Consider the following 13,021-nt stretch of genomic DNA (forward strand, 5'->3'; position numbering starts at 1 on the left):
CTACCATACCCATATATGTGTTAGTCGCCCAGTGCTAATACATCATGAGGCGTTGATATGCTTGATGTTATTGGCGGTGTTGGGGGGATGGGCAGGAGGAGAGCCGAGCCCTTCCTCCTTATCTGTCGCTCATGTGTGCAGGTCAAACGATGATCGTGGTGAGGCTGTGCTCCTCATCAGGTGCGACGGTAACGCCCTGTTCACTGGCAATCGCGGTTTCAACACAAAGCATGGTGAGATAGCCATCATCACTCATGTCGGCCAGCGCGACAGAGCCCTCTTGCCAAGGTGTCCAGACCACGATGCTGTCATGATGACCACTGGTGACCTTAAGCGATCGCTCGCCATCCCAGATGTTCACTTCTGTTTCAGGCTGCCAGTACACACGATCTAATGGCCCGTTCAGCGTAAGTACATCGCGCTGCTGGCCATCTTGTCCCGTTAGCTTGTCAGAATAAGCAGGGCCGAGGCCAGTGACTCTGACGACGTCGGGATTACTGATAGCAAGATAAGTATGCAGCGCACCTCGGTAGGTCAATGGTTGGTTGCCGCTGTTACGTGTAGTGAGCACCAGTGATAGCTCCCGACCAACCAGTACATCAAGTTCCAACTCGAAGGGATGAGCCCACAGGGCTCTGGTCGTATCACTGTCATGTAACGAGAGATGCACTAATGTGCCATCAGCATGATCTGATACACCATCTAGGGCCCAACGCTGGGTGCGAGCAAAACCGTGAGAGGGCAGGCCATGTCCGAGGTGGGCCGGAGCTGGACCAAACCAAGGCCAACAGAGTGGAATACCGCCTCGGATCGGTTTGCTACCATCCAGCACAGCTCGGTTGCTCAACCAAATGGAGGCCGGTTCATCATGGCGCTGATAATGGAGAACCTGAGCCCCAAACAGGCTGATCTCTGCTTTAGCAAAACGGTTATGAATCGTCAGCACCGGTAACCCAGCTGCGGTATTAGCAAGCTGACAGTGAGCAGTCAGTGGACGTTGCGAGGTGGATTGCATGGGACATCCTGTGTTAATAGGAAATGGATAATAAAAAAGGCGGCCACTGGCCGCCTTTTTTACGCTACGCGCTTAGTGCATCCCAAATTACTTGGAGATGTGAGCGATCAGGTCCAGCACTTTGCTGGAGTAGCCCATTTCGTTGTCGTACCAAGATACAACTTTAACGAATTTGTCGTTCAGAGCGATACCGGCTTTGGCATCGAACACGGAAGTCTGACGCTCGCCTAGGAAGTCAGTGGAGACCACTTGATCTTCGGTGTAGCCCAGCACGCCCTTCATGGAGCCTTCAGAGGCTGCTTTCATGGCTGCACAGATTTCAGCGTAGGTCGCTGCTTTTTTCAGGTTAACGGTCAGGTCAACCACGGATACGTCCGGAGTCGGTACGCGGAAAGCCATGCCGGTCAGTTTGCCGTTCAGTTCCGGGATAACAACGCCAACCGCTTTGGCAGCACCGGTAGAGGACGGAATGATGTTCTGAGCCGCACCGCGGCCACCGCGCCAGTCTTTGGCAGACGGACCATCAACGGTCTTCTGAGTAGCAGTGGTAGCGTGGACAGTGGTCATCAGGCCGGATTCGATACCGAAGGTATCGTTCAGAACCTTGGCGATCGGGGCCAAGCAGTTGGTGGTGCAGGAAGCGTTGGAAACGATGTCCTGACCAGCGTAGGTCGCGTCGTTAACACCCATGACAAACATAGGGGTAGCGTCTTTGGACGGGCCAGTCAGAACAACTTTCTTGGCGCCGGCAGTGATATGTTTACGAGCAGTCGCGTCGTCAAGGAACAGACCGGTGGCTTCGGCAACAACGTCAACACCAATGGCGTCCCACTTCAGGTTTGCCGGGTCACGTTCAGCGGTAACACGTACGGTTTTGCCGTTTACAACCAGGTTACCGTCTTTCACTTCTACAGTACCGTTGAAACGACCGTGAGTTGAGTCGTACTTCAGCATGTAAGCCATGTAATCTACGTCGATCAGGTCGTTGATACCAACTACCTCAACGTCATTACGCTCGCAAGCCAGACGGAATACGAAACGACCAATACGGCCAAAACCGTTAATACCTACTTTGATAGTCATATTTAGTTACCTAACTGTTCAGTAGCCAAAGAAAATTGCGCCTGTAAATTTACTAGAACTCTTCGGTGAGTCAACCAACATTCGGTCTTAAATTGCGCTAAATCATGAAAAACTTTGAAATTAATTTTCGGTTTGTGTAACTGATTACCAGATTTTGCTGACCACACTTTCTGTTTATCGTGATCGCAACGATCAACAATAGTGCTCACGTGGTCACACAACCTGCGCTGTAGATATGCCAAAATAGGGATGGCTAAGTGTGGTGTTTATGCAAGCACGACAGAAAGCACTGATAAAAATCAATCAAAAATAGTGTAGATAGAATCCACAGCGGGAATTCTCAAACTATGACAACCTTGATAAAACGACTGGCTACCGCCAAAGGTATTGCTAGCGAGTATGTTGACGCCTGGGGCCATATGGCCCAGGTTACCGAAGAGAGCAAGGCAGCCATGCTAGGAGCGATGGGCTACCGAGTCGATGACGAAGCTGCCTTAACGGAGCAGCTCGAACAGGAACATCGTCAGTACTGGTTACGGGTATTAGACCCCGTGATGGTGATCCGAACTGGCGATACTGTCTCGCTGAACGTCCGCCTCCCCATTGAATTTGTCAATGATGTCCTCACTTGGCAGCTAACCCAAGAGCAGGGCACGATTATTTCCGGTCAGTTTACGCCCATTGACGGTGAATTAGTTGATGTGGCGGAATTGGGTGAAATGGAGTGCCAAGCTTATCGCGTCACACTAGAGATGGCTCCTGAACAGGGTTATCACCAGTTGGCATTACTCGAACAAGGCAACGATGAACCGCTGGCAACCATGCGTCTCATCGTTGCTCCCAAGGCTTGTTACAAACAGTCACCTATCGCTAATGGCCGCAAAGTATGGGGCCCGAGTGTCCAACTTTATTGCCTACGTAGCCGCCATAACTGGGGGATCGGTGATTTTAGTGATTTGGGCCAATTGGTCGAGAAAGCGGCCGCATGGGGAGCTCACTTTGTTGGTCTAAATCCCATTCATGCTCTTTATCCGGCCAATCCAGAGAGTGCTAGTCCCTACAGTCCCTCTTCTCGCCGTTGGCTGAATGTTGCCTATATCAACGTGGAAGCGGTGCCTGAATTTCAGTGCAACGCTGGGTTAAACGCTGATGTGGCAAGCCCCGCCTTCCAGCAACATCTGGCCGATCTGCGCGCTAAAGAGAACGTCGATTACACCAGCGTGATCGAGACCAAGCTTGGCATGTTACGGAAAGTATTCGATGCCGCCAGCTTCAGCACTGAGCGTCAAGCGGCTTTTGATGCGTTCGTGGCTGCCGGTGGTGACAGTTTGCAACAGCAGGCAGCGTTTGACGCTCTGCAAGCTCACTTCTATGGTAAGGGGGAAAATGCGTGGGGTTGGCCGGTTTGGCCGCAGCCGTATCGCAACTATCACAATGCTGCGGTTGCCGAGTGGATGGCAGCACATCAGCAGGATGTGAACTTTTACCTTTATCTGCAGTTCCTTGCCGATGAGCAGTTGGCCGAGGCCGATGCGCGTGCCAAGGCATCCGGCATGGTGATGGGGATTTATCGCGACTTGGCGGTGGGGGTATCAGAAGGTTCCACCGAGATTTGGGCTAACCAAGATCTCTACTGTCCGAAAGCCTCGGTTGGTGCGCCGCCTGATGTGCTTGGCCCGTTGGGTCAGAATTGGGGCTTGCCCCCGATGAATCCAAATCAGCTATTTGAGGCTGCTTACCAGCCCATGGTGGATTTGTTCCGTGCCAACATGCGTTCATGTGGGGCACTGCGTATCGACCATGTCATGGCATTGCTGCGCTTATGGTGGGTGCCGCCTGGTGCGTCTGCAGCCAAAGGAGCTTATATCTACTACCCAGTCGATGATTTGCTCGGCATTTTGGCGCTTGAATCTCACCGTAACCAGTGTTTGCTGATCGGTGAGGATTTGGGCACCGTGCCGGAGGGCATCGATGTCACTCTCAGAGAGAATGGCGTTCACTCTTACAAGGTGTTCTTCTTTGAGCGCTCTAAGGAGGATGGTGGTTTTATCTCTCCTGCCCACTATACCGAGCAAGCCATGTCGGCCCTGACCACTCATGATATGCCGACCCTCAAAGGCTTTTGGCATTGTGATGATTTGGCGTTGGGACGTGAATTAGGGCTGTATCCAGATGAAGATGTGTTGCAGAGCCTGTATGCTGATCGCCACCAGGCAAAACAGCGGATCCTCGACAGCCTGCATGCCCATGGTGTCATCTCTTCGCAGATCGGCCATGACGTGAATTGGGTCGGTATGAATACCGAGCTCAACCATGGTTTGCAGGTGCACATGTCTCGCGGCAGTTGCGCCTTGTTCAGTACCCAGCTGGAGGATTGGCTGGAGATGGACAAGCCGGTCAATATACCGGGCACTAGTTATGAATATCCGAACTGGCGCCGCAAGTTGTCCACCGACCTGGAAGATATTTTCACTAATGAGGCACTCAAGGCACTGGCTGGCAAGATGAGTCGCGCCCGTGATGAGGCCAGTCGTTGAGCTGCTGTCACTCTCAGCTGTCTCACTTCAATCCGCTCGGGCCTTGGCCTGAGCGGATGCTCTGCCATGAAAGGAAATCTCGATGCTCGTTGAACGTTTGGTTGCTGTCCGCTGTTGCGATCCCTTCTCCCGCCTAGGCCTTCATACCAACCCGGATGGACCCGGTCTCAGACTCACAGTTTGGTTACCCGATGCGGTCGCCGTTCGCGTAAAGGATCTTAAGTCAGGAAAAATAGTGGCTACCCTGACGGCCACCGATGAAGTCGGTCTTTTTGAAACAGTTTTCACCCGCCGCAAGAACCCCTTTCCTTACCAGTTGCTCGTCACTTATCCAGATACATCGACGGTTGAAGTCACTGATCCTTACCAATTTCAAGATGCTGCGTGGGCAGGGCTCGCTGAGCTCACCTGCCAACCCGAAAACCTCTATCACACCCTGGGTGCCCAGCTACGCACGGTCGAATTGCTCGGCCAACAGGTGACGGGAGTTCGTTTTGCCGTCTATGCGCCTAGCGCTACCGCGGTGAGCCTTATCGGCGACTTTAACTTCTGGGATGGTCGCCGCCATCCGATGCAGCGTAGTCAGTGCGGCCATTGGGTGTTGTTCGTGCCAGGCCTCAAGGCAGGGGATCGCTACAAATTCGAACTAAAAGATCTGATGGGCAACCGACTGCCTCACAAGAGTGATCCGGTGGGGTTCTACTGCGAGCAATATCCTTCGTTTGCCTCTGTGGTGTATGACCACGACCATTATCAGTGGCAAGACGCGGCGTGGCTTGCCAGCCAACATAACGACAAACGCGAGCAACCACTCTCTATCTACGAGCTGCACGTCGGCTCGTGGAAGCGACATCCCAACGGTGACAGCCTCAGTTGGCGTGAGCTGGCGGTAGAGCTGGTCGCATATGTTAAAGAGATGGCGTACACCCATATCGAGCTGTTGCCCGTTTCCGAGCATCCGTTTAGCGGTTCTTGGGGTTATCAGCCGGTGGGGATGTTCTCACCAACCAGCCGTTATGGCAGTGCGGATGATTTCAAATTTTTTGTCGACCAGTGCCACCAAGCGGGGATCGGGGTGATTTTAGATTGGGTACCTGCCCATTTTCCGTCTGATTCCCACGGACTGGCTCGATTTGATGGTACCCCGCTTTATGAGTACGAAGATCCACGCCGTGGCTGGCATCCAGATTGGAACTCCTATATTTACGATTTTGGGCGCGATACCGTACGTCAATTTTTGGTGGCAAGTGCCTTATTCTGGCTCGACAAATTCCACATCGATGGCCTGCGGGTCGATGCGGTTGCCTCCATGCTCTATCTGGATTACTCCCGTGAAGAGGGAGAGTGGGTGCCAAACGTTGATGGTGGCAACCACAACTATGAAGCGATCAGCTTGCTGAAGTGGACGAACGAAGCGGTGTACGGCAAGTATCCCCATGCGATGACCATTGCAGAAGAGTCTACCGCCTTTGCTGGTGTCTCTCGTCCGACCTTCTTAGGCGGCCTCGGATTTGGTTTTAAGTGGAATATGGGCTGGATGCACGACACCCTCACCTATATGCAAAAAGAGCCGATCCACCGTCGTTATCATCACAATGACATGACCTTCTCGATGGTCTACCACTATGACGAGAACTTCGTGTTGTCGCTGTCCCATGACGAAGTGGTACACGGCAAGCACGCCATGCTCTACAAAATGCCGGGTGATGAGTGGCAGCAAGCGGCTAACTTGCGCGCCTACATGGGGTTCATGTATGCCCACCCCGGTAAAAAGCTCAATTTTATGGGAACCGAGATCGCGCAAAGCAGCGAATGGAATCATGATGCCCAGCTACCGTGGCATCTCTTGCAGTTTCCCAAGCATGCAGGCCAGCAGCGGCTGATCCGGGATCTGAACCAACTCTACCGTCATGAGCCTGCCTTGTATCAAGCCGATTATGAGCAAACCGGCTTTCGCTGGTTGGATCACCATGATGCCGATAACAGCATTTTTGCTTGGTTGCGGGCCGACCAAGCGGGCCTGCAAACCATCGCTGTAGCCGCTAACTTTACCCCAGTGCCGCGTATTGGCTATCGCCTTGGGGTACCCGCAGCGGGCCGTTATCAGGTCGTGCTTAATACGGATAGTGAGCACTACTGGGGAAGTAATTACGAGGTGGGATTGGTGTTTGTGGCTGATGACATCCCATGGCAGGGAATGGCGCACAGCATCGTGCTAGATTTGCCACCCTTGGCGACCTTATTTATCAAACAGGAGCATTAATGTTAGTGATGGAAACAGGGTCGGTGTTCCCGTTGGGACCGCAGCTTGACCAACAAGGTTGCCATTTTTGTGTGTGGGCCCCGCAATCTGAGCGGGTAGAGCTGTGCCTGTTTGACGAGCAGGAGCAAGAGTCGCTACGCCTTGAGTTACCCGGGCGCTGCGGCCAGTATCGCTTTGGTTATCTCCGTGGCTTGCAAGCGGGTCAGCGTTATGGCTTTCGGGTGCATGGGGCGGCGCAAGATGGCTTGTTATTTGATCCAGAGAAGTTGCTGATTGACCCTTATGCCAAGGCGCTTAGTCGACCAGTTTATTGGCATGATGAGCAGTATCAGGGCGATAGTGCTGCCATGGTAGCCAAGTCGGTGGTAGTAGCCGAAGCATTCGATTGGCAGGGCGTCAGCAAGCCGATGATCGATGCCGCCCACACGGTCATTTATGAGGCACATATCAAAGGCTTAACCCGTTTGCACCAAGGAATACCCAGTGAGCTGCGCGGTACTTATCTTGGCCTGAGTCATCCATTGATCATCGAGCACATGAAGCGCTTAGGGGTCACCTCGGTGCAGTTAATGCCGGTCGCGGCGTTTATGGCAGAGCCCAGACTCGAAGAGTTGGGGCTCACTAACTACTGGGGTTATAACCCGATTGCCTTCATGGCTCCTGAGCCTCGCTACAGTTGCCACCCCAGTGAAGCCGTGATCGAGTTCAAAACCATGGTGCGCGAGCTCCACCGTGCAGGGCTTGAGGTGATCCTTGATGTGGTCTACAACCACACCGCCGAGGCGGGAGTGGATGGCCCCATGCTGTCGTTCAAAGGGTTTGATAACGCCGGTTACTACGCCTTTGAAGTCGGTGCCCATGGCCCAGATTATATCCGTCATGCCAATGTGACGGGCTGTGGTAATAGCGTTAACCTGGGCAACCCGAATGCGCTGCGACTGGTGCTGGATGCCTTGCGCTATTGGGTGACCGAGATGCAAGTGGATGGTTTTCGCTTCGATCTGGCGGTCACCTTGGCCCGAGAGGCGGGCGAATTTGAGCCCATGGGAGCCTTCTTTAAAGCAGTGATGGCCGATCCTGTCCTCGCTGAGGTCAAGCTTATCGCTGAGCCTTGGGACATCGGTTCGTTTGGGTATCGTTTGGGGCAATTCCCTAGCCAATGGTTGGAGATTAACGACCGCTACCGCGATACCGTGCGTGCCTTTTGGCGTGGTGATGGTGGCAAAATGGGGGACTTTGCCACCCGGCTGGTCGGTTCGCGGGATCTGTTCCCGAAAAACTGGCGGGCCCCCCATACCAGCGTGAACTACCTCTGCTATCACGATGGTTTTACCTTGGAGGATCTGGTCTGTTACAACCAGCGCCACAATGAGGCCAACGGCGAGGATAACCGCGACGGTCACGGCCATAACCTCTCCAATAACTACGGGGTGGAAGGGCCGACGTTAGATCCTCGGATCAATAACTTGCGCCAGCAGCAAAAACGGAACCTCATTGCTACCTTGTTGCTCTCCCAGGGAACGCCGCACTTTTTGGCGGGGGACGAGATGGGCCGCAGCCAGCTGGGCAACAACAACGCGTACTGTCAGGACAACCAGATCAGCTGGGTCAACTGGCAGTGGCGGCCAGAGGATGAGCGATTGCTCACTTTCACCCAACAAATGCTGGCGCTCCGAGCTGGATCTGAGGTTTTTGCCAATTTACAGCTGCGTGATGACAGCTGGCATGGTGAATCTCAGCGCTGCCATGAGGTTAACTGGTATCACCCAGATGGCCACCAGCTAACTGATCAGGATTGGCATGCCCCGATGGGGCAGGCATTTGCTATGGATATTGGCATGATCAATAGCGAAGGGGAGCGTTGGTACGTGCTGTTTAATGCCAGTGGCTACGACATTCAATTTCGCTTACCCCCGCCCGACGAGGGGATGGAGTGGCTCCAAATTATCGATACGGCGACCAATGATGGTTTGCCGTTTTTACCCGATGATATTAAACGTCAGGTTGCCGTCGGGCGTGCTCACTCCCTCAAGCTGTTAGAGCGGGTTAAATTGGATAACAAGATCGCGCAAGCCTTGCCCCCTACCGCCCATGAAGAGGCGACCACGGCGCAAGATGAGATCGCTGATGCCAGCAAGGTATAATGTGGTTAACGTCAGACTCCGCGAGCCGTTATGCTGGGCGTCAATGTTACATAGCAAGGAGGTGAGATGAGCCGTCATAACCCCGAACAGTGGCGCAACACACTGAGCGCTGAGCAGTTTCACGTCTGCTGGGAGAAGGGCACTGAACGCCCTTACAGTGGCGCTCTGCTGCACAACCGTAAGAGCGGTGATTATCTTTGCGTCTGCTGTAAACAGGTGCTGTTCCACTCGGATGCGAAATTTGACTCCGGCTGTGGTTGGCCTTCGTTTGACAAAGCGATAGCGGGGAGGGTGACCTATACCGAGGATCACAGCCACGGTATGAAACGGGTTGAAATTACCTGTAGTCAATGTGGTTCGCACCTTGGCCACGTCTTCCCAGACGGCCCGACTGAGACGGGGCAGCGCTACTGCGTTAATAGTCTCAGCCTGGATTTTCAACCTGAGGCCTGATCCCTCGTGACTTAACACAAAAACAACGCCTCCCTCGGGAGGCGTTGTTTTTCAGCCTGACAGCCCCTGTACGCCGGTCTGGGAGTTTGATCTCATGACGGTATGATCAATAAATGGACTGCACCATACTCAGAGGCCCCGCCCCAGCAATGTGCGCTCGGGATGGCCATGGGCGACGAATTTGTCCTCAAGATCGCCTCTTGGGTAAAATCGACATGTTCATCACTTTAGAGTTGATTCGTGGCAAGGTTCGCTACTGCTATTGCCCCGACAATCGGCACCGCGCCATCGATTCTTTTCTTCAAGTTGCTCTTGATCAGCTATCTGTTTGACATACCTAGTGAGCGTCGCTGAGACATGTATCTATCAGGAGATGCTCGACGACATTGTCAATGATGTCATGAATTATCGGATGGTCGGGCCTGCTATACCGACAGCCCCCACCTCACTCAACCACCAATGAAGACGGTTACCGGCACTACACCCGTTACCCAGACTCGTAGCGGGAATACCCGCTGCGAGCACACTGTACGTGCAATAAGAATGGCAGCAAGCTGTTGATCCGACCGGCCTAGCAGGAGGTCCGATAACAAATTGTCCAGCACCGGCTGAGGGAAACAAGCAGACGGATTGACAAGGGGCAGCAAGAGACTGTGGAACGCAGTTTTGCGGATGCAAAGTAGCATCACGGGCGCCTACATGAGCGTTATTAGGGGCTGGACAAGATACAGGGACAGTGCGTCAGAACATAAGGGGGCGTTGGTGCGGAGCGGGAAGGAGCCCAAGAACCGCCTGCGCTAAGTGCTTTACCTAGGGAAATTGTTGGGGTTCTGGTTTTTGGGGCGTAGGCCCGAGACATCTAGCAAAAATAACCCCTCTTTTTTCAAAGAGTGGTTATTTAGCAGCCTGAAACCACTTCATCAACGAACTGGTTTATTAAATTGGCGGAGGGGGTGGGATTTGAACCCACGGATGGTCGCCCATCGCCGGTTTTCAAGACCGGTGCATTCAGCCGCTCTGCCACCCCTCCGAACGGCGAGCATACTACGCCAAGGGCCTGTTCATATGCAATACATATTTCCTATGAAATAGTGGAAGCGAGCAAAATGGTGGGTGGCTTGAAATTGTCCCTCGTCATCCCGATTTGTTCTTCATACAATGCAGGCGTTATATGTAGCAACAAACCGTGATCACGAGATAGCCACTTGCTGTCTCATCCTTGACCTTAAAGAGGACACCCAAGATGGATACCCGTTCTATCTTAACTGGCACCGAACGTGCTGCACGCGATACCAATAAGGTGCTGCGCAATACCTACATGCTGCTCTCTCTTACGCTGGGATTCTCCGCGATAGTGGCGGGCATTGCGACTGTGATGAATATGCCACCACTGCACTGGGCGGTATTTTTGATTGGTGTCTATGGTCTGATGTTTTTGACCCAGAAAAATCAGAACAATGGGATGGGACTGGTTTTTACCTTTGCCCTGACCGGTCTGCTGGGCTACAGCCTAGGCCCCATCATTAACATGTATATGAACAATGGTGGTGGTGAGATAGTGATGACGGCCCTTGGTGGCACAGCACTCACCTTCTTTGGATTGTCTGCCTATGCCCTGACTACCAAGCGTGATCTTTCCTTTATTGGTGGCATGTTGTTCGTCGGTTTCTGGGTGTTGCTGGTCGCAATGATTGCAAATATCTTCCTGCAGATGAGTGCCCTGAGCTTGGCTTTGTCCGCCATGTTTATGCTGTTCTCATCCGGTGCCATCTTGCTGACTACTCAGCAGATTGTGCGTGGCGGTGAAACTAACTACATCTCGGCGACAGTGACCTTGTATGTCTCTATTTACAATATTTTCCTCAGTCTCCTGAGCCTGCTGGGTGGCAACCGCAACTGATTAGTGCTGTGGGACTAGACGCTCGTTGACTCTTGGTATTCAAGAGCTCAAGTAGTCAATCAGAAAAAGGATGGCCGCAGTCAGACGGGCCATCCTTTTTTATATCGTCAGTTCGACTAATGGGTTTCACCTGATCGGCTCGGACGCAATATTATTCTGCTACTTGGTCAAATAGCGGATGGTAAAGCACTTCTCCGGAGAGGTTTGCTAAGGAGCCTGGCTGTAACTCCATGGCCATAAAACTGTCGGCCGGCACATCATAAATAGAGTGCAGACCAAAATCGCTCGCAGGACGAAAACCAAAACGACGGTAGTAAGTCGGGTCACCCAGTACAACTACGGCGTGCCAGTCCATCTCTAATGCGGTATCGAGTGCTGCGCGGATCAGGCCAGAACCAATACCTTGGCCCTGCCAAGCAGGGTGAACGGCCACAGGAGCAAGCCCGAGCCAAGGCCCTTCGACACCATTAATGGTGATGGGGCTTAACATCAGGTGCCCCATGAACTCGAACTCTTCTTCTTCGAGCATGGTAACGACAGCCGCACCGCACTCACGTAACTGATTCACTAACGTTGCTTCATCGGTGCGGCCAAATGCGGCAGCGACTAACTCATAAACTGGCAACATGTCACCGGGGCGTTCGGTTCTTAACATACAACGTGACTCCTGAGGACCGCAGAGTGGTCATTATTTCACAACATCGCCGCCAGCTGAGCTTGTTTGTTTAAAAATGAAGGGCCTCAATTGGATTGATTTTGCATGGCAGCGGCACAAGGCTATGAAGAGCTGTGTGATAGAGAGCGAATGGCAATGTTTTCAGCGCCAAACGTTATGTTGAACAACCTGCGCTTGGGGACGATAACGAGAGCAGGTTCCTCGCCAGTAGGAGGAACCTATGAAGAACCTATAGGGGTGGGGGCGTGTTATCACGTAACGAAATAGTAAGGCGGGTATGTGCCAGAGGCTAAGGTGCTAGGCGTTCGATCTGCCAGTGATTCCCTTCACGTGTGTAGTAGAATCTGTCGTGCAAGCGATGCTCGCCGCCTTGCCAAAATTCGACCGTATCGATGACGACTCGATATCCGCCCCAGAAACTGGGTAAGGGCACTTCTCCATTAGCAAACTTCTGCTTAAGCTCAAGAAATTTAGCTTCTAGCACGCCCCGTGCAGAAATACGGGTGGACTGTTTAGAGACCCACGCAGCTATTTGACTATCTTTGGGGCGGCTATGGAAATATTTCAGCACTTCCAAGGCACTGATTTGCTCAACCTTGCCCGTTATATGCACTTGTCTATCTAGGGTATGCCACGGGAAAAGGAGGCTAATGCGAGGATTAGCGGCTAGTTGCTGTGCTTTGCGGCTAGCTAAGTTGGTATAGAACACCATTCCTTGTGCATCATAGTGTTTGAGCAGTACCGTACGCTGCCAAGGTTGACCGTGGCTGTCTACGGTCGCCACCACCATGGCGGTAGGATCCGTTAATTTGGCTTCGCACGCTTGTGCCAGCCATTTCTCAAACAGATCAAGAGGATTGGCAGGTAAGTCCGCTCGATGTAGACCACCTTGGGTATATTCACGGCGCAGATCAGCAACATCCATCATCTTGATTTTCCTTAAACAAATG

9 protein-coding genes and 1 tRNA gene are annotated in these 13,021 nt (G+C 52.8%); 5 read left to right on the forward strand and 5 right to left on the reverse strand.

The genetic code is table 11. The annotated features are described in order from the left end of the window. Nucleotides 1-142: 142 nt before the first annotated feature. Together CUC53_RS00855 and gap are read right to left on the reverse strand one after the other, a co-directional pair. A complete protein-coding gene (locus tag CUC53_RS00855) occupies nt 143-1,015 on the reverse strand; it encodes a D-hexose-6-phosphate mutarotase (RefSeq protein ID WP_100292407.1) in 873 nt (290 codons plus the stop codon). An 87-nt stretch (nt 1,016-1,102) separates the two neighbouring features. Further along, nucleotides 1,103-2,098, reverse strand: a complete 996-nt coding sequence (gene gap / locus CUC53_RS00860) for a type I glyceraldehyde-3-phosphate dehydrogenase (RefSeq protein WP_100292408.1) — start codon at nt 2,096-2,098, stop codon at nt 1,103-1,105. A gap of 347 nt (nt 2,099-2,445) precedes the next feature. On the opposite strand from gap, the gene malQ reads away from it, so the two are divergent. From malQ to msrB, 4 genes are all read left to right on the forward strand, one after another. Continuing rightward, nucleotides 2,446-4,635, forward strand: a complete 2,190-nt coding sequence (malQ, locus tag CUC53_RS00870; protein ID WP_100292409.1) for a 4-alpha-glucanotransferase — start codon at nt 2,446-2,448, stop codon at nt 4,633-4,635. Between the two features lie 82 nt (nt 4,636-4,717). Next, nucleotides 4,718-6,898, forward strand: a complete 2,181-nt coding sequence (gene glgB / locus CUC53_RS00875; RefSeq protein WP_100292410.1) for a 1,4-alpha-glucan branching protein GlgB — start codon at nt 4,718-4,720, stop codon at nt 6,896-6,898. Further along, a complete protein-coding gene (glgX, locus tag CUC53_RS00880) occupies nt 6,898-9,042 on the forward strand; it encodes a glycogen debranching protein GlgX (RefSeq protein WP_100292411.1) in 2,145 nt (714 codons plus the stop codon). The genes glgB and glgX overlap by 1 nt, the downstream gene beginning before the upstream one ends. Nucleotides 9,043-9,108: 66 nt before the next feature. Further along, nucleotides 9,109-9,495 carry a peptide-methionine (R)-S-oxide reductase MsrB gene (gene msrB / locus CUC53_RS00885; protein ID WP_100292412.1) on the forward strand — a complete coding sequence of 129 codons (387 nt, stop codon included), beginning with the start codon at nt 9,109-9,111 and terminating at the stop codon, nt 9,493-9,495. A 942-nt stretch (nt 9,496-10,437) separates the two neighbouring features. Here the strand turns inward: msrB and CUC53_RS00890 are convergent. After that, nucleotides 10,438-10,525: transfer RNA gene (locus CUC53_RS00890), tRNA-Ser, on the reverse strand. Between the two features lie 213 nt (nt 10,526-10,738). On the opposite strand from CUC53_RS00890, the gene CUC53_RS00895 reads away from it, so the two are divergent. Then, entirely contained in the window at nt 10,739-11,395 is a 657-nt protein-coding gene (locus tag CUC53_RS00895) for a Bax inhibitor-1/YccA family protein (RefSeq protein ID WP_100292413.1), read from the forward strand. Between the two features lie 151 nt (nt 11,396-11,546). On the opposite strand, the gene CUC53_RS00900 is transcribed toward CUC53_RS00895, so the two are convergent. Beyond that, complete coding sequence (locus tag CUC53_RS00900; RefSeq protein ID WP_100292414.1) at nt 11,547-12,050, reverse strand: GNAT family N-acetyltransferase; 504 nt, start codon at nt 12,048-12,050, stop codon at nt 11,547-11,549. Nucleotides 12,051-12,360: 310 nt separating this feature from the next. Next, complete coding sequence (pdxH, locus tag CUC53_RS00905) at nt 12,361-12,999, reverse strand: pyridoxamine 5'-phosphate oxidase (protein ID WP_100292415.1); 639 nt, start codon at nt 12,997-12,999, stop codon at nt 12,361-12,363. Between the last annotated feature and the right edge of the window lie 22 nt (nt 13,000-13,021).

This window comes from Aeromonas cavernicola, assembly GCF_002795305.1.
Lineage (GTDB): Bacteria > Pseudomonadota > Gammaproteobacteria > Enterobacterales > Aeromonadaceae > Aeromonas > Aeromonas cavernicola.